This window comes from Lachnoanaerobaculum saburreum DSM 3986 (assembly GCF_000185385.1).
In the GTDB taxonomy this organism is placed as follows: Bacteria; Bacillota; Clostridia; order Lachnospirales; family Lachnospiraceae; genus Lachnoanaerobaculum; species Lachnoanaerobaculum saburreum.
Genome location: NZ_GL622296.1, coordinates 967279 through 989368, shown reverse-complemented (window position 1 = coordinate 989368; position 22090 = coordinate 967279). Strand labels below are relative to the sequence as shown.

The following is a 22090-nucleotide window of genomic DNA, read 5'->3' as shown; positions in this document are numbered from 1 at the left end:
ATTAGTATAAAATATAAGAAAAAGAAAAAAGGAGATTATCATGAAAGTAATCGACACAAAAAATGCACCGGGTGCTATCGGACCATATTCACAGGGATTTATCACAAACGGACTTGTTATCACATCAGGACAGATTCCTGTAAACCCTGCCAACGGTGAAATTCCTGAGGGCATTTCAGCACAGACAGAGCAGAGTTGTAAGAATGTGGCGGCTATTCTTGAGGCTGCCGGTTCAGGTATGGACAAGGTTGTAAAGACAACATGCTTTCTTGCAGAGATTGCAGATTTTGCAGCATTTAATGAAGTGTATGCAAAGTATTTTACATCAAAGCCTGCCAGAAGCTGTTTTGCAGTAAAAGACCTTCCAAAGGGAGTACTTTGCGAGATTGAGTGCATCGCTGAGGCATAATAATTTATAGTAATATTTCGGAGTGTTGCACTTTTGTAACACTCCTTTTTTGTATTTGAAAGTGAGGGATTTAAATGAAAGGTAAGTATATTATAGCCGTTACTCTGATATCATTGTCGGTTTTATGTTTTACAGCTTGTAATAAAGTAACGAAAAATACTGACTTGGTACAAAACTCCGGCTATACAAAAAATGATATAACAGCAAATACTTATTTTCCCTATTCCAAACTGAAAGATTTGACTGTTGATAAAGAAGCGGACAATACATATATAGCAGATGTTGTTTCAAAGATACCTGCAATACTACCTTATATAGAATTAAAAAATGCCGTATTGGAAGCAAAGGATAATGCATACACACTTATATTAAAGTATAGTGAAGACTATGAAAAATCAAAAGATATCGGACTAAGTGACAATCCGCTCTATACATCACCATATTTATTCTCAAGAGCAACCAATACCGCCATTCTCTTAATGCTTGCAAATGATTATATTTCCTCTGTAAATATTGAAATAGATATTCCAAAAGAATACCCTGATATGGAGCCGGTCACTATAGAGTTTAATCGCAGCGAACTTGAAAATGAATCAGATCTGTTTAACCGTGCAAAAGCGGATGAAAATTCATATAATGAGTTGTTAAAGCTTAATGATGCCGTATATGCAGGCAAATTATTTTATAATCGTATAAAACTCGGTTCAACCGAGGATGACTTGATTTATAGAAACAGTGATCCTGACAGAAAAAATAGCGAAAACTTAAGTTTAATATACACTTATGGAGATGATAAATGTTATACTTCATTTTTCCTAAAAAGAATAAACGATTCTGACAGACCGATTGTTACATCTATAGTTGTCCACCCAAGTAAGGAGGATATCGGCGGGGCTGAAATGTTATATAATATAGGTCTTTTACCTGATGACGGCGAATACTTAACAAAAACAAAGGTAAAAAATCATCTTAATACACCAAATTTTAGTAAAGACAATACAGATTACTACAGGATAAGCTCAGGATTAAATGACTATCTTTTCTTTACATATGATGCTGAAGGCACTGTAAAAGAGTACGGATTGCAAAGAGACTTAAAAAAAGCCGAGAATTCTCAGTGATTTATAAGATATTTTATAAAAAAATCTGCTAAATATTGTCTTTTATAAGCTTCTTATTGTATAATAAGTTCAGGGTTCTGTGAGGTTCGTATTTATACTTTTATTCACAGATATACAAAGAATATAGGAGGTTTACCTAATGGCAGACTCGGCTACTCGCAGTGCTTGGCAACAAATTCAAGCAGGAGTTTATGATACTGAGAAGCTTTTATCCGGTCAGGAATATAATTTATCCATGATTAAGGCAAGACAGACCTTAGAGGTTATAATAAAGCAACTTAGCGGACGGGATGACGATGATGATCAAAGCTTGGCTGATATTATAGATTCCTTATATACAAGCAATATTATTTCACAAAAATCATGTGAGCATTATCATAAGATTCGTGTTATAGGCAACAAAGCTGTACATGACAACAGTGATGACAGTTACAGTGCCACTATCGCATATAAGCTGCTTTCAGAAGAAGTACAAACCTTTATACATGACTACTCACCAAAGAAAAGCAGGATAACCCCTGTACCGGTGCGAAATGACAATGCACAAAGAAGGCAGACAGCTCAAAGTACTGAGAGTGTTCCAAAAAGAAAGGCGGTAAAGAAAACTCCGAAGAAGAAAAAAACGGCTGTCAATACATCTGACCTGATAAAAGTCATTATAGGTGTGGTAGTCTTATTTATTTTGATAATTTTATTCAGATCCATCAACCCTCTAAAGGGCAATAAAACCGCTAAGAGTAAGAATACAAAAACTACTACCGCCGTTGCTTCAAGTGAAAGTGACGGAAGTTCTGAAAGCAGTTTGGAATCGGCCGCTCAAACAGTAGCAACTACAAAGTATGTTACAACATCCAAGCTCAATGTACGCTCCTCACCGTCAAAAGACGGCGATCTTTTAGCGACCCTAAATGTCGGTGTAACTGTAGACTATGTCGGAGCTCAGGATTCAAGTTGGGCAATCATCAACTATAACGGCGGTCAGGCTTATGTGGCAAGCGCATATATTAAGCCTGCACAATAAATACTTGTTTCTTCTCACTATAAAAGTCTAATCTGATGACTGCAAGCATCAGATTAGACTTTTATATCAAAAGAAAAAATCTCCGCTCTTTCCACCGGTTTTCTCTACAAGGTGAACATCACTGATTAACATTCTCTTATCAATAGCCTTACACATATCATAGATTGTCAGTAAAGCAATATTTACTCCCATAAGTGCTTCCATCTCAACCCCGGTCTGACCGCTTGTCTTTGCCTTTGAAAATACAATTATATCATTACCTTTTATCTCAAAGGTTATCTTAGAGCTTGTCAGATTGATATTGTGACACATCGGAATAAGTTCGGAAGTTCTTTTTTGCCCCATAATGCCTGCAACCTGTGCTACAGTAAGCACATCGCCTTTTTTTATCTTTCTACCCTTTACAGCTTCCATAGCCTCATTACAAAGTGTAATCCTGCCTGTTGCTGTTGCAATCCTGTTTGTAATATCTTTTTCTGAAACATCCACCATCACCGCATTTTTATTTTCATCAAAATGTGTAAATTCCATTTTTCTCCAATCTATTCTAATAATAATATATCTTTCTCATCTATCTTCAGAAAATCCGGCAGTCCGCTTCTTTCTATCAACTCTTTCATATCTCTTTGAACAAGCCATGTAATATCGAGTTTGCCATTGGTGGCTAAATAATAATTGTCCTCAAAAGGCAACTTGGCTTTGCTCTTCAGCCTGAAATTAAATATATTCCCTTCAGGTTCACCCCATACGGGATGAAAGTCATGTGCTCTGATACCTATTGAAGAGAGTCCTTTGGGCAATATTTTTGAAAAATTTAATTTTACCCCCCAATCAAGAGCTTCCACCGTATTTTCATCAATATATCTTATATCTGAAATATTCTTGCAACCTGTCAATATTGCGGCTGTCTTTGTCCTTGGCTCTCTAAATATATCTTTAGTATTTCCTAAGTTTGAAACTTTTCCACTGTCAATTACCACCATACTCTCACATAGCCTGTATATCTCATCTCTTGAATGTGATACAAATACGGCACTGCCGTCAAAGTCATTGAGTATAGCTGATATCTCCTCCTGTATATGATCTCTCAGATATATATCAAGTGCGGAAAATGCTTCATCAAACAATAATGCCTTCGGCTTTCTTATAAGTATCCTTGCCATTGCCACTCTTGCCGCCTGACCGCCGCTTATCCTGTTCGGTTTGGCATCTTTTATCTGAGTCAGTTCAAATTTTTCCAAAAACTTATCTGCAAGACTTTTGTTGTCACTGTTAAGTCCTATAACTATATTTTCATATACTGACAGATGTGGAAACAGTGCATAGTTTTGAAAACAATACCCTATATGTCTGTCCTGTGGCTTTATATCAACCTTTTTTTGTGAATCAAATAACAGTTCACCGTCAAGCTTTATATAACCCGAGTCGGGTTTTTCTATGCCTGCAATCATCTTTAAAATCATACTCTTACCGGCACCCGAGCCGCCCAGAATTCCTATTCTGTTACTGTCCAAGTTACAATTTATTTCTAAAGTAAAACTGTTAAGTTTCTTTTTTATATTCAGTTCAAGCATACTACCTCTGTATATATTCCATCAAAAGCATTATAAGAAATGCAATAAAAAGTACAATGGCTACCCATATACCCGCCTCTAAATAGTTTTGGTTTTGGACCAGAATTGCTATCTGCTGTGATATGGTTGATGTTTTTCCGGATATATTGCCTGCAAGCATTGATGTTGCACCATACTCGCCTATAGCCCTTGCAAAACTGAGTATCGCCCCTGAAAAAAGTGAAGGTGATGCAATAGGGCATACCACCTTAAAAAAAATCTTAAGCTCTGAAAGCCCCAAAGTCCTGCCTGCATATATCAGATTTTTATCAAGCTGTAAAAATGCGGACTTGGCATTTTTATACATCAGCGGAAAAGCGATAATAAAGGCTGCGATTACACATCCTGCAAAACTTTGAACTATCTTAATATGGAAATGTCCGTATAAGAAAATTCCTACAGGTCTTCTCCTGCTAAATATAAGCAACAGAAAAAAACCTACCACAGTAGGTGGAAGTACCATTGGAAGTGTAAATATACTGTCAAATACCGCCATTATTCTTTTGTTCATATAAAGACTTATATATGCAAGTCCCACTCCCAGAAAAAAACATATTATTGTAGAAAGAAGTCCTATTTTTAGGGTTATAAAAAAAGGACTCCAATCTAAATGTGTTAAAACATTATTCATATAAATATTTTTCAAATACCTTCTTGGCGGAATCAGACTTTAAATAGTCATAAAACTTATCAGCCTCTGCACTTACCTTCTCATCAGCCTCATCATTGTTTACTCTTGCTATAGGATAGGTAATTTTGCCGGTCAGTGAATCGTCAACCTTTTCAATAACCTTAACATCCTCATTGCCATATGTATCTGTAAGATATACAAATCCTACCTCACCAAATCCGTCCACTACCGACAAAAGTGTCTTTGTAACATTTGAGTTTTCTATTATATCCATTCCAAGCTTATCCTTCAGCTCCGCACCGGTGCTTTCCTTAGTAATTCCAAGGTCGGGATATGCCTTTGAAAGTGCCTCTCTTGCATATGCACCGGCAGGTACGCTTGCTTCACCGATTGATATTGATTTTGCATCCTTTATATTTGCAATTCCTGTAACTTTTGTGTCTGAATCCTTCGGTGCTACAATACATAGCTTGTTGTGAAGCAGGTCTGCATCTGTACCGTCCTTTATATGTCCTTCTTCTTTCAGCTTTTCCATCTGTTTTTTACCTGCACTGAAGAATATATCACAGGCAAAACCCTCTTCTATCTGAGTCTGAAGCTTACCTGAAGAGTCTGTATTCAGACTTATCTTTACATCCGGATTCGCTTTATTATACTCGGCTATTATCTCATCCATCGCACCCTTAAGTGATGCCGCCGCAAATACATTTACCGCTGAAGGATCGCTTGCCGCCTTGCTCTCCTGTGTACTTGTCTGCACACTTGACTCGGCCTTAGACTCCGCCTTAGACTCTGCCGCTGTTGTCTGTGCAGCGGTATCAGCACTTTGACTCTCTGTAGTCTTTGCTCCGCCACATCCTGTAAGTGCGATTGCAGCAACAACACCCAATACTTTACAAATATTTTTTAACTTCATAACCGCCTCCCTTTACTTTTATATTTTATCAATCACTTTCTCTACCGCTAAGTATTCCAAGTCCATGTTTTAACGGCATCATTATATATTCAATATTCTCTTTACATGCTTTCGGACTTCCGGGCAAATTTATTATAAGTGTATTTCCTCTTATCCCGGCAGTCTGACGACTTAGCATAGCCTTAGGTGTAATAGTCAGTGAGTAATTTCTAAGTGCCTCACCGATACCCGGAACTTCTCTTTCCACCACCTGCTTTGTTGCCTCAGGTGTAACATCTCTTTTTGAAAAACCTGTTCCGCCTGTAGTAAATATTAAGTCTGCCTGTCTTTGGTCACTAAAGTGAAGCAGCTTTTTTACTATTTCACTTTTCTCATCCGGCACAATGAGGCTGTCAATCACTTCCATTCCGGCTTCTTCCACCAGTTCTTTTATAACAGGACCTGATTTGTCCTCATATACTCCCTGTGATGCCCTGTCTGAAACTGTGATAATACCTACCCTGTACGGTCCGGCTTCCTTTTCGGTCACTTTTATTTTATCTCCTTTTTGTATGTAGCCTCCCTTCAAAACCTCTGCAAAGATACCTTCTCTCGGCATAATGCAGTCGCCCATTTTTTTATATATATTACAGTGGCTGTGACATTCCTTACCTATCTGTGTAACTCTTAAGATTGCCTCTCCTATTTCAAGGACGGTTCCCACAGGCAAACTTTTCAGGTCAATACCTCCTGCAATTATATTCTCTCCAAATGCACCGAAGTTAACCTCTGCGCCCTTTTTTCTAAAGTCGTCTATCTTTTCAAATGCCAAAAGGCTGACCTGCCTATGCCATTTTCCGGCATGTGCATCTCCTTCAATACCCCAGTCAGGCTTTAATACGGCTTTATCTATTTCTTTTTTCTCTGTTCCTTTTTTCTCGCTGATACATACTGCTAAAACTTCAGCATTTACTCCCATCTTATCCACCTATTTCTACCATGTCTTTAATTTCACTCACCTTGGATAAATCTTCAAAGGCATGTGCCTTGGGCTTTGAATCTATACACTCACTTATTCTTTCTCTAAGTAAATGTATTCTTTTGTCAAATCCTATTGTAGTATCCTTTATAATATCCTTTAAATCAATATTTGAAGCATAACAAAGGCATGGCTTCAACTTTCCGTTAGATGTAAACCTTATTCTGTTACATCCTTCACAGAATTTATTATGTATTGCACCGATAAATCCTATTGACCCTGCAAAACCCTCAAGCTTTATATACTTTGCAGGTCCGTTACCATATCTTTTATTATCTTCACTGACAATGTATCTTTCTTTGATTTTTTCCAATATTTCAAAATTGGCAACTCCGACGGACTCCCTGCCATGCCCTATCGGCATCATTTCAATAAATCTTACATTTATTTTTTTATCTTTGGCAAGCCCTATAATGTCAAAGAGTTCATCCTCATTTACTCCCCTTTGTAATACGGTATTTATCTTTGTACTCAAACCGGCTCTTTTTGCCTCATTAATGCCTTTTACCACATCACTAAGTGCATCCACTCCTGTGATTTTTATAAATCTCTCTTTTTTAAGTGAATCCAGACTTATGTTCACACTTGAAAGTCCGGCATCCGCTAAACTCTTGGCATACTTATATAGATAGAAGCCGTTTGTTGTCATAGTGATATCTTTTACAGAATCTATATCATGAAGCCTTCTTATAAAATCCACTATTCCGTCTCTTACAAGAGGTTCACCACCTGTTATTTTAAACTTGGTTATACCGCATTTACTTGCAGCAAATGCAACTTGATATATTTCATCAAGGCTTAGAGTATCATCCACTTTTTTTGTCTCAGGCATACAATAGGTGCATCTGAAATTGCACCTGTTTGTAACCGAGATCCGCATATAGTCTATTTTTCTGTTATAACTGTCTATCATATCTAAACCGATTCTATCAGTACTTCTATTCTTCCTCCACAGACCATGCCTTCCAAACTTGCCTCACTGTCTGTAAGATTGACATGCAATAAATATGGTTTTATATTCTCATCACTTTTCAGTATTTCATCTACCTTAACCATGATATCATGCTCGGCTTTTCCGCCACCTACAGTTCCTATAAAGCTGCCATCTCTTAAAAACAATGCCTTTGCTCCCACTCCCCTGGGTGCGGAACCTTTCTTATCCACTATAGTGGCCATGACCATTCTCTCATTGCTCTCTGCAATTTTTTCAAGCATTCCTTCTACATAGCCTACATTTTTAGTCTTTGCATTCTTTACGGAAATTATCTCGGCAAAGATAGAGATTGCAATTTCTGTCGGAGTCTCTGATTTTATATCAAGTCCTATCGGAGTATAAATCTCTTCTATTTTTTTCTCATCATAGCCTTCACTTCTCATAGCATCCAGTACAAAGCCTACTCTTCTTTTTGCACCCATCAGTCCGACATAGGCATATGGTTTCTTTAGAATCTCTCTGATACATTCCTTATCCCACTGATGTCCTCTTGTAACCACTACAAAATAGGTATCATAGTCCGACTTGAATTTTTTCAGTGCGGGTGAGAAATCTTCACAGTAAACTCTGTCCGCTCCCGCCTCTCTTGCCTTATCGGCAAACTCTTCTCTGTCCTCTACAACAATCATCTCAAAGCCAAGCATCTGACCTATCTTAATCATTGCTATACTTGTATGACCTGCACCACAAATTACTATCTTGCTTACATTACATATATGCTCTACATATACTCTGTTTCCGGCTATTTCTGTAATGCCGGGCTTTGTCATATCTTTTATTTTATCAAAATTGTCCTTAAAAAAACTTGTATCAGGGCTTATCCAAATAAGTTCACCTTCTCTTACTACAGCCTTGCTGCCGAAATCCTTATCACCCAATGATGTGAATACAAATGTTCTCAAACCTTTTTTCTTTGACTCATCTATTATCTTGTATAATTCCTTGTCCATATTCCTGCTCCCTCCAAACTTATGATACTCCGAATGAACAATTCGGGAAGATACATACCGGGCAATGCATACAGTATCCGCCCACACCTAATCTGTCAATATCGGACTTCTCAAGCTTTTCTCCTGCCATAATCCTTGGCAGTACTATATCAAATATTGTTCTTTTTTCATACATTACGCAGCCCGGAAGCCCCATAAATGTAATATTTTCATTCTCACCGCCGTAAGCAAGCATAAACATAGCACCCGGAAGTACAGGTGTGCCATAAGTAATAACTCTGCTTGCATTCTGTCCTATTGCATAAGGTGTCTTATCATCAGGGTCCACACTCATTCCGCCTGTACAAAGTACAATATTTGCTCCGGCATCTATAACCTTTTTGATGCAATTAATTTCCATCTCCACATCATCACTGCTTATCTCATGTGCAATTACCTCGGCACCGAAAGCCTTTACCTTATCAATAACCACCGGTGTAAAATTATCCTTGATTCTGCCATAGTAAACTTCACTGCCTGTAGTCACTATTCCGACTTTCTTTTGTTTGTACGGCAAAAGCTTAAAAAGCGGTTTATCTCCTACAACTTCCCTTGCCTTTGCCATCTTTTCTTTTTCTATGATAAGCGGTATAACTCTCATACCTGCAAGATGTTGCCCCTTCTTTACCGGAAAGTTGTCATGTATACTTGCAATCATCATCTCACCAAGTGAGTTAAGCTTGTCGATTCTTTCTTTACCTATCTTTAAGAGTCCGTCACATTCTGCAATCAACTCCACTTTGCCCTCTTTTATATCAGGGTCTCTTGTAAGATATTCATTCTTACACATATCATAGAGCATCAATGCCGCATCATTTTCATGCAGCATATTTTCATTTACTTCCCATATATATATATGGTCCTTGCCTACCGAAAGCAGTACATCCACATCCTCAGGCTGTATTATATGACCTTTTCTGAATACAGGACCCTTTTTTTCTCCTTTTATAATCTGTGTTATATCATGGCAGAGCATATGCCCTACGGCATCTTTTGTATCAATCAGTTGCATATTTCCCCTTCTTTTTAAAGTTTATATGTAAAGTTAATATATTAATTGAGCTGTAACTATACATTTCTGATTCACTTATATCTAAGCATTATACTATATAAATCATAAAAGTTCTATTCATTTATTCGATATTTCGATAAATAAATAGAACTTTTAATGTATTAAATCAGGTGCATTTTTATAATTCAGTATGAAAATACAGTCACCTCAATTAATTTCATTTTATAAAAACTTCCGATACGGCTTTCTCTCTAAGAACTTGCCCTCAGGGATATCTTTGATTTTGGCATTGTCCACTATTTCACCGCCTCTTAAGAATACCTTTTCAATATGTCCGCTAAGAACCTTGCCCTCAAGCGGAGCATAGTCACATTTTGAAACCTGAGTAGCGGCAGTAATCTTAGTCTCACCGTTTGGATTAAGTATAACGATATCCGCATCAAAACCTTCCTCTATAAAGCCCTTTCTGTCATAAAGTCCATAGAGTTTTGCCGGGTTTTCACACAGTACTTCACACATCTTCTCTACACTTATTCTGCCCTTGGTGACTCCCTCTGAATACATTACAATACCTCTGGTTTCAACTCCGGGCATTCCACCGGGAATCTTTCTAAAATCATCTTTACCAAGCTTTTTTTGCTCAAAAGTAAATGCACAGTGGTCTGTTGAAACTGTCTGTATCTCACCATCTGCAATTGCTCTCCAAAGCTCATCAATATCGGACTGCTTTCTAAGCGGAGGTGCTATAACATACTTTGCTCCCTCAAATCCCGGAAGTTCATACAGGCTGTCAGTCATAGTCAAATACTGCGGACAGGTCTCGGCATATACCTTCTGACCTCTTTTTCTGGCAGCTCTTATCTCATCAAGACCTTCCTTACAAGTAAGATGTACATCAATGATATCACTGTCTGCCACCTCGGCTAAGTGAAGTATCCTGCCTATAGCCTCCGCCTCGGCCGCAGCAGGTCTGGTCTTATAATGTGATGAAACTTTCTTTTGTAAGCCGGCTTCTACAAACTCCTGCTGAAGAGCAAATATAAGTCCGGCATTTTCACAGTGAACTCCTGTGATAGCGCCCACTTCCTTCAGCCTTTGAATCACTTCAAAGGCCTCATTATCTTTTAAGAGAATATCATATGTAAGGTAAATCTTAAAGGTGGTCACACCTCTGTCCATCATGTCCCGGCACTGACGTTTTGCCTCTTCATTCCAGTCACTGATGGACATATGTATACCATAGTCACAGAATACACCGTCCTTAGCCTTATTAAGCCAATTGTCCATACCTTCATTAAGTGTTTCACCCTTGTACTGTGTGCCGAAATCAATGATGGTGGTGGTTCCGCCGCTTATAGCGGCTTTTGTACCCGAATAAAAATCATCACAGGTCACAGTACCTGCAACATGAAGGTCAAAATGTGTATGTGCATCTATAAATCCCGGAAAGATAAGTTTGCCGCTTGCATCCACTACCTTTGTATCATTGTCAAGTTCTATAAACTCATCCGGATCCGACACTTTTGCAATCTTTTCATCTTCAATAAGTATATTTCCTGCAAAACTTTCTTTTGAATTTACAATAGTTCCACCTTTTATAAATACTTTCTTCATATATTCTCCTTAAAAGTAAATATGCCACTTTTTAGGGTGGCATATCTAACTATATCATATTAAAATCAATTATATTACAGAAGCAAATACTCATACTCGTTATAGATTGTATCGATAAGTTCAGCATATCTGTAGTTTAACTTATCATTTGACTCACCAATTCTATATACAAGTTCTTGACCGTCTATTCTTACCTTAACATCTTTGCATCCTCTTGTAATTACAAAACCGTCATTCTTAGAGTCAAGCATATCCGCTTCATTTGCAAATAATGTAAGCTTATCCTTATACGGTGCTGAGGCATATGGACAGAATGTCTCACAGTTACCGCATTCATTGCACATATAATCCACATGAACTATCTGATGGCTACCCTTTACATTCACATATACATTAGCTCTGTTTGGACAAACCTCTGTACAATTCTCACATATATAGTCACAAGCCAGACATCTGTTATCAGACTTTTTCTCTATCGGCTCCTCTAAAGTTCCTCTGTAACCGTAGACTTTCTTATCGGTAGTATCGGAAATCTTAAGTTCTCCTATAGCGTGATTTACAATAGCCTCACAAACCTTCTTACTGTCCGCAATAGCCTTAACTATAACAGATGCACCCTTTGCACCGTCACCTGCGGCATATACTCCCTTAACATTTGTCTCAAGAGTAACGGGGTCAAGTACAGGAAGATTCTTTCTGTCTATATTGATACCATTTTTTGTGTAGAAGTCGCCTCTTACACTTTCACCAATAGATGCGATAAGTGTATCACATGGAAGTTCAACAAGTTCATCTGTCTCCTTAACTCCTCTTCTACCGCTCTCATCAGGCTCACCAAGTACATTCTTGGCACATACAAGTTTGCCGTCCTTTAATGTCTTCGGTGAAACAAGAGTAACAAACTCTACACCGTCCTCAACCGCCTCATTAAGTTCTTCTTCATCAGCAGGCATATACTTGGCATTTCTTCTGTATGCCAGATATACATTCTTCACACCCGGAACTCTCTTAGCCGCTCTTGCTACGTCCATAGCGGTATTACCGCCACCTACAACGATAACATTCTCGCCAAGATCCATCTTTCCTTCAGTCTTCTTAAAATCCTCCAAGAAGTGAAGTGCATTGATTGCTTTTCCTTCACTAAGCTCAAGCGGAAGTTCCTTATGTGCGCCTATTGCAAGTATAACCTTGTCATAGCCCTCAGCCATAAGTGCTTTGATATCGTCAATTCTCTTGTTTGTAACAAACTTTGCTCCGTAAGCCTTGGCAAGTTCCACATCTCTTTTGATATCGTCTGCAGGAATTCTAAATCCCGGGATAATGTTTGCAACAACACCGCCCATGGTATCTCTCTCATCAAATACAGTAACATCCACACCTTCTCTTGCAAGGAAGAATGCGGCTGCGATACCTGCAGGACCTCCACCTACTACAGCGACCTTTAAGTTCTTCTTATCGGCACTCTTTAGTGTAGGTACAACATTTTCAAATGCGTTCTGTGCGGCAATAAGCTTGTTTCTTCTAATCTGTACATCTGTCTCATAGTGATTCCTTGTACAGGCACTTTGACAAGTATGTGTACAGATATGACCTGTCATAAACGGAAGCGGATTCTTTTCAAGGATTACATTGAGTGCATCCTCATACCTTCCTTCATTAACAAGTATTCCGTAAGCTGTAATATCCTGATTGATTGGACATCTGTTTACACATGGTGCCATATAGCAATCAAGGTATGGTACCTTCTTATCACATTTTCTGTTCGGAAGCGGCTTTACAGGTTTAACATGGTGCTTATCGGTTCTGACATCTTCTACAAGCTTCTCAAGGCCCTCTACATTTATTCCTGACCAAGGCTTAATCTCAGGCTTTTCAAGTTTCTTAGCCATCTGATCAAATCTCTGATATCCGCCCGGTTTTAAGATGGTGGTTGCCACTGTTACAGGCCATATTCCGCTGTCAATAACCTTATCGATATTGAAGTAATCACAACCGCCTGAGTATGCAATTCTAAGTTTGCCGTTAAAGCTTCTTGAAAGATTTCTTGCAACCAACATTGAAAGCGGATAAAGTGACTTTCCTGACATATACATTTCCTGTGACGGAAGCTCATTATTCTTTACATCAACAGGGAATGTATTTGTGATCTTTACACCGAACTCAAGGTTCTTTGAAGAAGCAAGTGCCATAAGTCTCTCAAGCATCGGAACCGCATCTGAATACTGTAAATCCTCTTTAAAGTGAAGATCTGTAAACGCAATGTAGTCATATCCCATGCTGTCAAGCATCTCTCTTGCCACTTCATATCCAAGAAGTGTAGGGTTACATTTTACAAATGTATTCAAGTTCTTCTCTGTAATAAGATATGATGCAATGGCCTCAATCTCCTGTGGAGGACATCCATGCAATGTGGATACCGTTACCGAATTTACTATATCAGGAGTGATTGCATCAAGGTCCGCCTTTGTAAACTTCTTAAACTTACCGAGGTTTTTCTCAAGATATTCTTTACACTCTTTATATATAGGTGTTTCTGATGCATCCATCATTCCGTTGATAAAATTGTCCACCTTAGGAAGTTTGATACCTTCAAGGTCATATCCTACGGAGATATTGAACTGGAAACCGTCACTGCAGCCAAGATCCCACTCTTTTGAGATAACCTTCAGCGCAAACCATCCTTTGATATACTCATCAAAAGCTTCCTGAACTGTAAGCTCTGTTGACCACTCACAGTTGTAGCACTCATCCTCGGCTGTAATACATGGTTTTGCAACACATGCCGCAAGCTCTCTACCGTCCATCTTCTGAACTGTCTTAAGCTCAAAAAATCTTGCACCTGCATAATATCCTGCGATAATATTTTGCGCAAGCTGTGTATGAGGACCTGCCGCAGGACCTATCTGTGTCTCCAACTTTCTTCCGAAAATTGTGTAAAACTTATTCTTATCAGCCTTATATGCTTTCTTTACTCCAAAGCATGAGCCCTCTTTTGCCATCTCATCAAAAAGTCTGTCCATTATCCTGTCAAAAGGAATCGGTGTCATTATGTCGCCCATTATGCGTTGCTCCTTCCGTTGATCTTATCAGCAAGTCTCTTTGCACCTTCTCTCACCTTAGCAAGTACTTCCTTCTCATCAATATTAAGAAGCTCTCTATCCTTCATAAGGATATTTCCGTTTGCAATTGTAGTTCTTACATCCTTTCCGTTTACTCCGAATAATAAATGACTGTTTATATTTGAAGCCGTCATAGGTGTATTAGGTGTATAATCAACAACGATAACATCAGCTGCCGCTCCGGGCTTTAATACTCCAAGAGGCTTTTTAAAGTATCTGTTTGCAATATTTGCATTGTACTCAAAAAGCATCTTCGGAACCTCACCCCAAGCTGCATTAGGATCGCATAAATGGTGCTTATGCAGCACATTTGCCACCTTCCATGATTCTGTAATATCATGTGTATATCCGTCACTTCCAAGTCCACATACTATACCTCTGTGAACAAGCTCCATTGTCGGAGGGCATCCGCATGCATTACCCATATTTGACTCCGGGTTATGTACTACACAGGTGTCTGTGTACTTAATCAAATCCATCTCATGTGGATTGACATAGATGCAATGTGCAAGTAATGACTTATTTCCAAGAACTTTCCAGTCATAGAGTCTGTCAACTATTCTTTGGCTATGTTCTTTCAAACATGAATGTAAGTCCTCAATACCCTCTGCAACATGGATATGACAACCGATATCATCCGGTTTTCTTGACATAGCGTATTCCATTGATTTGTCACAAATAGTGAAGCTTGCATGCATTCCCATCATAGCGGCAATCATATCGGAATCATCTTTTTTTACATGATTTGCAAAATCGACATTCTCTTTAACAGCCGCCTTCATCTTATCTTCACCGTCACGGTCAGATATTTCATAGCAAAGACAGCTTCTTACTCCTGTCTGTTTTGCAGCTTTTTCTATAGCAAAAAGACTTCCCTCAATCTCACCGAAGCTTGCATGGTGATCAAAAATAGTTGTAACACCATTCTTGATACAATCAATGTAGGTAGTCATAGCAGACAGATATGTGAGCTCATTGTCTAAATTTCTGTCTATGGTCCACCACAAACCATCTAAGATCTCTAAGAATCCATGTGGGTTGTAACCATTGATACTCAAACCTCTTGCCATTGCGGAATAGATATGCTCATGTGTGTTTATGAACGCCGGCATTATGAGCCCGCCCTTTGCATCCACAAAAGTTGCATCCGCATATTTTTCCTTCAAATCACGGTAGTTTCCAACCTCTAAAACTGTGTTGCCATTCAGTACTACAGACCCATCTTCAATCAATGGCTGTTCCTGATTTCCAGTAACTACCCTTCCATTACCAATTAGTAGCATTGTAAATCTCCTCTCTGAATTATGCAGTTTTAATAACAAAAACCTAATAATGTATTCTTATATTAACATTTTTCATTATACTTTTCAATAGTTATCTAATTTTATTTTCACATTTCTAAAAAAATTTAAGGGCAATTACTGTATGTGAAAAAGTACATTTTGTGGTTATTTTTTTATTGACAATCGCACAAAGTTTTGGTATTATCATAACGTAATTTTTGCAGGTGTGGTTCAATGGTAGAACATCAGCCTTCCAAGCTGAATACGTGGGTTCGATTCCCATCACCTGCTTTTTTTGTGCCTGCTTATATCCGACATGAATTTATAAGCTTTACATAATTAATAAAAGTATTAAAATAGAATTACATCTAACTGAAAGTATTAAAAGGAGGTGATACCTTGAGAATTGAAAGAATCAGTACTAATCAAATAAGATGTACATTGTCAAGTATTGACTTACAAAACAGAAACTTGAATGTGATAGAGCTGGCATATGGCAGTGATAATGCAAAGGCACTGTTTAGAGAGATGTTACACAAAGCTTCATACGAGGTGGGATTTGATACAGACGACTCTCCGCTTATGATAGAAGCGGTTCCGCTTTCCAATGAAAGTATTATTATATATGTGACAAAGGTGGATGATCCGGATGAATTGGATACCAGATTTGCAAAATTTGCCCCTACCCTGTCTGATGATATACTCTCTACACTTGATATAAGACTTGATAACTTACTTGAGGGTGCAATTGACCGGAATAATACTCAAAGTATGATCGGAGATACAAATGAATCTTACTTAAGAGCTTTTTCTTTTAACAGTTTAGATGAATTTATCACAGCCGCCAAGGCAGTTGGATGCTACTCCGGTGAAAATACTCTTTATAAAGACGAAATCAACAATAAATTTATTCTGGTTATCAAAAGAAACGAAAATAAAAAGGATTTTTCAGCAGCTGCAAATATTCTCTCAGAGTATGGCGACAAGCTTGCCGCTACTTCCTTCAGCGATGACTATTATAGGGAACATTTTAAGATTTTGGTAAAAGCAAATGCCCTCACACAGATGGCAAAGATTTAATAAATATTTTTTTAACAAAGCTCAAAATATTATTGCTTTTTTTCAGATTGTTATGTATATTTTAATAAGGTCGATTGTACTTTAAAAAGTGCATAACTTTATTTAAAGATATTGCTTAACCTTTACTCTAAACCGGTATTGTAACTAAAGCGTGGAGTTCTAAATAAAGCAATATCAAAACACATTATAGAAAAGAGGATTATTATGGCAAATATTGATTTAACACAATATGGCATCACAGGAACTACAGAGATAGTACACAATCCGTCTTATGATGAATTATTTGCTGCTGAGACAGATTCTTCATTGTCAGGCTACGAAAAAGGACAGGTAAGTGAGCTTGGTGCAGTTAATGTATTGACAGGTATCTACACAGGTCGTTCACCTAAAGATAAATTTATAGTAATGGATGAGAACTCAAAAGATACAGTTTGGTGGACTACAAAGGAATATCCGAATGATAATCACCCTCTCTCAGAGTCTTCATGGGCGGTTTTAAAGGACCTTGCTAAAAATGAGCTTTCAAATAAGAAACTTTATGTAGTGGATGCTTTCTGTGGAGCAAACAAAGACACAAGAATGGCGGTTCGCTTCATAGTGGAAGTAGCTTGGCAGGCGCATTTCGTTACAAATATGTTTATCAAGCCGAGTAAAGAAGAGCTTGAAAACTTTAAGCCTGATTTTGTAGTGTATAATGCTTCAAAGGCAAAGGTAGCCGACTACAAGGAGCTTGGTCTTAACTCTGAGACAGCTGTTGCTTTCAATATCACAAGTCGTGAGCAGGTTATCCTTAACACATGGTATGGCGGTGAGATGAAGAAAGGTATGTTCTCAATGATGAACTACTACCTTCCGCTTAAGGGTATCGCTTCAATGCACTGCTCTGCAAATACAGACAAAAACGGTGAGCATACAGCTATATTCTTCGGACTTTCAGGAACAGGAAAGACAACACTTTCAACAGATCCTAAGAGACTTCTTATAGGTGATGATGAGCATGGTTGGGATGACAACGGTGTATTTAACTACGAGGGCGGTTGCTATGCCAAGGTTATCAATCTTGACAAAGAGTCTGAGCCTGATATCTACAATGCTATCAGAAGAGATGCTCTTTTAGAGAATGTTACTCTTGATGCAAACGGCAAAGTAGACTTTAAAGACGGCAGCAAAACAGAGAATACCAGAGTTTCATATCCGATTGACCATATTGAAAATATTGTTAAGCCTATATCACATGGTCCTGCCGCAGAGAATGTTATCTTCCTTTCAGCTGATGCATTCGGTGTGCTTCCTCCTGTATCAATCCTTACACCTGAACAGACTCAGTACTACTTCCTTAGCGGATTTACAGCTAAGCTTGCAGGTACGGAGCGCGGTATCACAGAACCTACACCTACATTCTCAGCTTGCTTCGGACAGGCATTCCTTGAGCTTCATCCGACAAAGTATGCAGAGGAGCTTGTAAAGAAGATGACAAAGAACGGTTCAAAAGCATATCTTGTAAATACAGGATGGAACGGTAGCGGAAAGAGAATTTCTATCAAGGATACCCGCGGTATTATTGACGGAATACTAAGCGGTGCTATCAAGAATGCTCCTACAAAGAAGATTCCTTATTTTGACTTTGAGGTTCCTACACAGCTTGAGGGAGTTGGCACAAAAATTCTTGACCCAAGAGATACATACGCAAATGTTAATGATTGGGAAATCAAGGCAAAGGATCTTGCTTCAAGATTTGAAAAGAACTTCAGGAAGTATACTACAAATGAAGCCGGTAAAGCTTTAGTAGCTGCCGGACCTAAGGTAGACTAATCTATAAATAAAACACTGCCTGTGGCAAGAAATGTCACAGGCAGTGTTTTTTATTATTTTTTACTATCTTTATATGCTGAATAGAAAAGCGAAACAGCTGAATAAGCCATCACTATTATGATAATGAACTTCAGTGCATTTAGATTCAGCATCTTTATAAATCTATATCCTATGAAAACTCCAAAAATTCCAAATATTGCAATAGCAAGTGATGCTTTTCTATTGTAAGCACCCTCTTTTATAAATTTTAAAGATGCTACAGGCATCAGATATGCTGATGAACCCATCATTATAGGGAATGCTATCATAGGATTGATTCCAAGTAAGCAGACCAGTGCCAAACATGGTGCATACATTCCTACACCTGCCGTCATCAAAGCTCCTAAAATAAAGTTTGCTGCAATACCTATAACCAACTTTATACCGCTAAGTCCGGTAGCCACACCTGATGAAGGTATAAGACCCATCATCTGTATAACTATAACTATACCTATGACTATAAGTGCGGTTCCCATAAGAAGTCTGATTACCTTAGTAGGCAACTTGGCTACAACTCCTGCACCCAGATATGCTCCTACTACCGCCGCTACAATCATTGATGCAAGTGTAACAGGCTCCACCTCTACACCGTTTATAAACAGAAATGATTCTATTGCCACAGGTATACAAAAGCAAACATTCAAAGTACCCGGAATAAGTCTGTCATCAGTCTGCTTAAAAGCTTTCATAAGTGCCGTTCCGGTAGCAAAGGAACCTATACCGAATACATCAAAGAAATTTATTACAAACCCTATAACACTCATTACAATAAAGTTTGTGCCTTTCTCAGAATCATTTTTATGTTTTATAAGATCTCGTACAAATACTATCAAATAAATAACTGTCAATATGGCAAGAACTGCCAACAATATAGTTTGAACTGACATATATTACTCCTTTTTATTATAATAGAGAATGTATTACACCATCCATACATTCAAGAGGAGTTATCACATAGGGTAGATTCTTTGACGCTTTCATATCTCTGGATCCTAAAAAACCGCCCGGTTCATATGGAAACATTACCGTGTCATACATATTTCCAAGTCCTGACACTATCTTTACAAGTAGTATTCTAGGCTTTTCCTGTCTGCTTATCCACTCATGTTTGCTTGTTTTACAAGGAAGGTTTTCACTGTCTCTTAGCAAAGCTTTTCTTATATTTTGTACGATCAAATCGGCAACTTCATGTGCCTTTCTGATTCCTTCCGCACTTCTTCCTTCACCTTCACAGAAGCAAAAATCAATATGCAGTATATAATCACTTGACTTTGGCGTTCCTGCCATATCAAAAGTAACCGCTTCTTTCAGTATACCTTGTGAAGAGCCTATATTTGACGGCTGAAATCCACCTTCTTCAGCTCCTGTAAGCATCACTGTAATACCTTCAAGTTCTAAGGTGATGCCGCTGCCAAGTTCTCCTCTTTTCTTTACTGCAATAGGTGAAAAGTCCAAATTTGAATTTACAAAACAGGACTTATCAGACGGTGAAAGAATTTTTATACTTATATCTTTTATATATTTTCGGGCTTTTTCATCCAAAAACTCTTTTGCTAAATCTCTTTTTATAGAAAGAGTTTTACCCGATATCTTAGTTTCAAGCCCGAACTTTGCCATATCAACAGTGTATTTTTTGGTAATCAGATCCCCCATATGGCTATCTCTTCCCTGTATAGATACCCCTCTGTTTTTAATTTTATTTTTTAAAATAGCTACAGCTTTTAGGGCATCTATAGGACTCAAATTATTCTGTCCTACTACACAGGATTCATATCCGGATTCACTTTTATTGAAATCTATTATGCAGTCTACATATGAATTACTACATACAAGTCTGCCCTGTTGACCTATATAGCTAAGTCCGACACTTTTGATACCGCGAATACCCAGTTGCTCTATAACATTTACAAAATCAATATGATGATTTCCCCATCCGTCAATGGCAACAACCGCACCGTCCGCTCTCATCATCTTAGCTATATCGCCCACTCTCTTGGCTGTGAATATCTTGTCATCACAGACTTCAGATACTCCGTCTACGATAATTCCGGCAAAATCCACATCTTCATCCTCTATCAACCTCTTTGTGACAGGACAACGATAATGGTGCAATGTAGTCATCTTTATACTTGGACCAAGTCCCATAATCCCTCCTTTGCCTATAATAAAGTATTACATACCGCATCTTTGATAATAAAAAGGGAAGCCGTCAAGGCTTCCCAAAGCTTCATTTGTCAAAGACCGTTATACATTATGTCTGTATTCGTAAGGAAGTACCTTTGTCTGGTTAAAGCTTGGACAATCTCTTACCCACTCTAAAGACTCCTTGATGATTGCGGTCTGCTGTGGAATATTGTTCGGCTCACCTGCATTTGAACCAATCGGCACATGAGGTGCTGTGATTCTTGGAGCACCCTGCTGTCTTGCAATAGGTGGCAGTGCCGCTATAACAACACAACTCATTCCTTCCTGCTCACAACATCTCGTAACAATAGTTGCTGAACGGTGGCAAGTACCGCATCCGCCTGTACAAAGAACTATATCTACGCCCTGCGCTTTAAGTTTTCTGGCTATTTCAGGTCCTGTCTCATTCATAAACTTCTCAACGTTTCCGCCGCCGCCCATAAATGTATATGTCTCTTCCGGTAATGAACCGATAAATCCTTCCTTTACAAGCTCATGTAATCTGTCTATCGGGAACATAGCATTGACATCCTTATTGATATCGGAGTTGTCAAATCCGCCATGTGTAACCATAAGCTGATCTGAAGGTGTATCAAACGGTATTGTACGATATGAAAAATCACCTGATGTATTAAAAGGCTTCTGATCTTTCTTATGGATACCGCCTGCTGTAATAAAAGCAACTTTGCACTCGCTTAAAGGCTTTTTCAACTCTGTAAACACCGGCTTTGGTGTAACCGGTACGAAGATCTCAGACTGCATACCTTCTACTGTTGTTAATCTCATTATTATTCCTCCTGTTATCGGCAATTAATTCAACGGCACTGATATAAAATTCTACGCTTAAGCCGTCATCCAAATCCTTTTGGGTAAATACCCACCTTCTGGGTACAAAAATTGTTATTGAGTCCTCAAGAGCCTTTACTTCAACAGCCGTATCATTGTACATTGATATTTTTCCGCCGACCAGGCAAGGATATACCTCATCATATGTTTTTAACGAATTTATATCATAGTCGCCTTCTTTTTCCACTACCTGAATATAACTGAAGTAAAATCTGACCTTATCTCCCGCTACCGGATCACTTTGACCCTTAAAAAAATATCTTGGCAATGTCAGCACACCTAATCTTCCCCTTAGATGTATTTTCATGCTGTCACCTACTGTTTCCTTTAGAGTTCCTTCCATCAATACGGGATTTATCATGTACTCAAACATTTTTGTACCCCTCTAC

20 protein-coding genes and 1 tRNA gene are annotated in these 22090 nt (G+C 38.3%); 6 read left to right on the top strand and 15 right to left on the bottom strand.

What is annotated here, in order from left to right; translation table 11 throughout:
* Positions 1–40 precede the first annotated feature (40 nt).
* The 3 genes from HMPREF0381_RS04650 to HMPREF0381_RS04640 all read left to right on the top strand — a co-directional run bounded on the left by HMPREF0381_RS04650 (position 41) and on the right by HMPREF0381_RS04640 (position 2551).
* Positions 41–409: a RidA family protein gene (locus HMPREF0381_RS04650; protein WP_008750734.1), complete on the top strand. Its 369-nt coding sequence runs from the start codon at positions 41–43 to the stop codon at positions 407–409.
* Between the two features lie 74 nt (positions 410–483).
* Positions 484–1530: a hypothetical protein gene (locus HMPREF0381_RS04645; RefSeq protein WP_008750733.1), complete on the top strand. Its 1047-nt coding sequence runs from the start codon at positions 484–486 to the stop codon at positions 1528–1530.
* A gap of 139 nt (positions 1531–1669) precedes the next feature.
* Positions 1670–2551, top strand: a complete 882-nt coding sequence (locus HMPREF0381_RS04640) for an SH3 domain-containing protein (RefSeq protein WP_008750732.1) — start codon at positions 1670–1672, stop codon at positions 2549–2551.
* Between the two features lie 66 nt (positions 2552–2617).
* On the opposite strand, the gene moaC is transcribed toward HMPREF0381_RS04640, so the two are convergent.
* The 11 genes from moaC to ssnA form a co-directional block, all read right to left on the bottom strand.
* A complete protein-coding gene (moaC, locus tag HMPREF0381_RS04635; protein WP_008750731.1) occupies positions 2618–3082 on the bottom strand; it encodes a cyclic pyranopterin monophosphate synthase MoaC in 465 nt (154 codons plus the stop codon).
* Positions 3083–3093: 11 nt separating this feature from the next.
* Entirely contained in the window at positions 3094–4125 is a 1032-nt protein-coding gene (locus HMPREF0381_RS04630; protein WP_008750730.1) for a sulfate/molybdate ABC transporter ATP-binding protein, read from the bottom strand.
* A 1-nt stretch (position 4126) separates the two neighbouring features.
* Positions 4127–4795, bottom strand: coding sequence for a molybdate ABC transporter permease subunit (gene modB / locus HMPREF0381_RS04625; RefSeq protein WP_008750729.1), 669 nt, complete (start codon positions 4793–4795; stop codon positions 4127–4129).
* Complete coding sequence (gene modA, locus HMPREF0381_RS04620) at positions 4788–5711, bottom strand: molybdate ABC transporter substrate-binding protein (protein WP_008750728.1); 924 nt, start codon at positions 5709–5711, stop codon at positions 4788–4790. The genes modB and modA overlap by 8 nt, the downstream gene beginning before the upstream one ends.
* 28 nt (positions 5712–5739) lie before the next feature.
* Positions 5740–6669 carry a molybdopterin adenylyltransferase gene (mog, locus tag HMPREF0381_RS04615; protein WP_040461151.1) on the bottom strand — a complete coding sequence of 310 codons (930 nt, stop codon included), beginning with the start codon at positions 6667–6669 and terminating at the stop codon, positions 5740–5742.
* A 1-nt stretch (position 6670) separates the two neighbouring features.
* Entirely contained in the window at positions 6671–7642 is a 972-nt protein-coding gene (gene moaA, locus HMPREF0381_RS04610; RefSeq protein WP_008750726.1) for a GTP 3',8-cyclase MoaA, read from the bottom strand.
* Between the two features lie 2 nt (positions 7643–7644).
* Complete coding sequence (locus HMPREF0381_RS04605) at positions 7645–8673, bottom strand: XdhC family protein (protein WP_008750725.1); 1029 nt, start codon at positions 8671–8673, stop codon at positions 7645–7647.
* 19 nt (positions 8674–8692) lie between these two features.
* Positions 8693–9724, bottom strand: a complete 1032-nt coding sequence (locus HMPREF0381_RS04600) for a molybdopterin-binding protein (RefSeq protein WP_008750724.1) — start codon at positions 9722–9724, stop codon at positions 8693–8695.
* 222 nt (positions 9725–9946) lie between these two features.
* Positions 9947–11338: a dihydropyrimidinase gene (gene hydA / locus HMPREF0381_RS04595; RefSeq protein ID WP_008750723.1), complete on the bottom strand. Its 1392-nt coding sequence runs from the start codon at positions 11336–11338 to the stop codon at positions 9947–9949.
* Positions 11339–11412: 74 nt separating this feature from the next.
* Complete coding sequence (gene ygfK / locus HMPREF0381_RS04590; RefSeq protein ID WP_008750722.1) at positions 11413–14397, bottom strand: putative selenate reductase subunit YgfK; 2985 nt, start codon at positions 14395–14397, stop codon at positions 11413–11415.
* Positions 14397–15740, bottom strand: a complete 1344-nt coding sequence (ssnA, locus tag HMPREF0381_RS04585) for a putative aminohydrolase SsnA (RefSeq protein WP_008750721.1) — start codon at positions 15738–15740, stop codon at positions 14397–14399. The genes ygfK and ssnA overlap by 1 nt, the downstream gene beginning before the upstream one ends.
* A 220-nt stretch (positions 15741–15960) precedes the next feature.
* On the opposite strand from ssnA, the gene HMPREF0381_RS04580 reads away from it, so the two are divergent.
* From HMPREF0381_RS04580 to pckA, 3 genes are all read left to right on the top strand, one after another.
* Positions 15961–16031: transfer RNA gene (locus HMPREF0381_RS04580), tRNA-Gly, on the top strand.
* Positions 16032–16139: 108 nt separating this feature from the next.
* A complete protein-coding gene (locus HMPREF0381_RS04575; RefSeq protein WP_008750720.1) occupies positions 16140–16820 on the top strand; it encodes an adaptor protein MecA in 681 nt (226 codons plus the stop codon).
* A 204-nt stretch (positions 16821–17024) separates the two neighbouring features.
* Positions 17025–18632 (top strand): phosphoenolpyruvate carboxykinase (ATP), encoded by a 1608-nt coding sequence (gene pckA / locus HMPREF0381_RS04570; protein WP_008750719.1) that lies wholly within the window; start codon positions 17025–17027, stop codon positions 18630–18632.
* A gap of 53 nt (positions 18633–18685) precedes the next feature.
* On the opposite strand, the gene HMPREF0381_RS04565 is transcribed toward pckA, so the two are convergent.
* The 4 genes from HMPREF0381_RS04565 to HMPREF0381_RS04550 all read right to left on the bottom strand — a co-directional run bounded on the left by HMPREF0381_RS04565 (position 18686) and on the right by HMPREF0381_RS04550 (position 22074).
* Positions 18686–19558: a sulfite exporter TauE/SafE family protein gene (locus tag HMPREF0381_RS04565; protein WP_008750718.1), complete on the bottom strand. Its 873-nt coding sequence runs from the start codon at positions 19556–19558 to the stop codon at positions 18686–18688.
* Between the two features lie 16 nt (positions 19559–19574).
* Positions 19575–20816, bottom strand: coding sequence for a glycine/sarcosine/betaine reductase component B subunit (locus HMPREF0381_RS04560; protein WP_008750717.1), 1242 nt, complete (start codon positions 20814–20816; stop codon positions 19575–19577).
* Between the two features lie 99 nt (positions 20817–20915).
* Entirely contained in the window at positions 20916–21641 is a 726-nt protein-coding gene (gene prdB, locus HMPREF0381_RS04555) for a D-proline reductase (dithiol) protein PrdB (protein WP_008750716.1), read from the bottom strand.
* Positions 21607–22074, bottom strand: coding sequence for a CBO2463/CBO2479 domain-containing protein (locus HMPREF0381_RS04550; protein ID WP_008750715.1), 468 nt, complete (start codon positions 22072–22074; stop codon positions 21607–21609). The genes prdB and HMPREF0381_RS04550 overlap by 35 nt, the downstream gene beginning before the upstream one ends.
* Positions 22075–22090 lie beyond the last annotated feature (16 nt).

Excerpts from the sequence above, each read along its gene's own strand:
- pckA (WP_008750719.1), top strand. The coding sequence starts at position 17,025 with ATGGCAAATATTGATTTAACACAATATGGCATCACAGGAACTACAGAG.
- HMPREF0381_RS04630 (WP_008750730.1), bottom strand. The coding sequence starts at position 4,125 with ATGCTTGAACTGAATATAAAAAAGAAACTTAACAGTTTTACTTTAGAA.
- HMPREF0381_RS04550 (WP_008750715.1), bottom strand. The coding sequence starts at position 22,074 with ATGTTTGAGTACATGATAAATCCCGTATTGATGGAAGGAACTCTAAAG.
- modB (WP_008750729.1), bottom strand. The coding sequence starts at position 4,795 with ATGAATAATGTTTTAACACATTTAGATTGGAGTCCTTTTTTTATAACC.
- HMPREF0381_RS04640 (WP_008750732.1), top strand. The coding sequence starts at position 1,670 with ATGGCAGACTCGGCTACTCGCAGTGCTTGGCAACAAATTCAAGCAGGA.
- moaA (WP_008750726.1), bottom strand. The coding sequence starts at position 7,642 with ATGATAGACAGTTATAACAGAAAAATAGACTATATGCGGATCTCGGTT.
- ygfK (WP_008750722.1), bottom strand. The coding sequence starts at position 14,397 with ATGGGCGACATAATGACACCGATTCCTTTTGACAGGATAATGGACAGA.
- prdB (WP_008750716.1), bottom strand. The coding sequence starts at position 21,641 with ATGAGATTAACAACAGTAGAAGGTATGCAGTCTGAGATCTTCGTACCG.
- HMPREF0381_RS04645 (WP_008750733.1), top strand. The coding sequence starts at position 484 with ATGAAAGGTAAGTATATTATAGCCGTTACTCTGATATCATTGTCGGTT.
- moaC (WP_008750731.1), bottom strand. The coding sequence starts at position 3,082 with ATGGAATTTACACATTTTGATGAAAATAAAAATGCGGTGATGGTGGAT.
- modA (WP_008750728.1), bottom strand. The coding sequence starts at position 5,711 with ATGAAGTTAAAAAATATTTGTAAAGTATTGGGTGTTGTTGCTGCAATC.
- hydA (WP_008750723.1), bottom strand. The coding sequence starts at position 11,338 with ATGAAGAAAGTATTTATAAAAGGTGGAACTATTGTAAATTCAAAAGAA.
- HMPREF0381_RS04650 (WP_008750734.1), top strand. The coding sequence starts at position 41 with ATGAAAGTAATCGACACAAAAAATGCACCGGGTGCTATCGGACCATAT.
- HMPREF0381_RS04600 (WP_008750724.1), bottom strand. The coding sequence starts at position 9,724 with ATGCAACTGATTGATACAAAAGATGCCGTAGGGCATATGCTCTGCCAT.
- HMPREF0381_RS04565 (WP_008750718.1), bottom strand. The coding sequence starts at position 19,558 with ATGTCAGTTCAAACTATATTGTTGGCAGTTCTTGCCATATTGACAGTT.
- HMPREF0381_RS04560 (WP_008750717.1), bottom strand. The coding sequence starts at position 20,816 with ATGGGACTTGGTCCAAGTATAAAGATGACTACATTGCACCATTATCGT.
- ssnA (WP_008750721.1), bottom strand. The coding sequence starts at position 15,740 with ATGCTACTAATTGGTAATGGAAGGGTAGTTACTGGAAATCAGGAACAG.
- HMPREF0381_RS04605 (WP_008750725.1), bottom strand. The coding sequence starts at position 8,673 with ATGGACAAGGAATTATACAAGATAATAGATGAGTCAAAGAAAAAAGGT.
- mog (WP_040461151.1), bottom strand. The coding sequence starts at position 6,669 with ATGGGAGTAAATGCTGAAGTTTTAGCAGTATGTATCAGCGAGAAAAAA.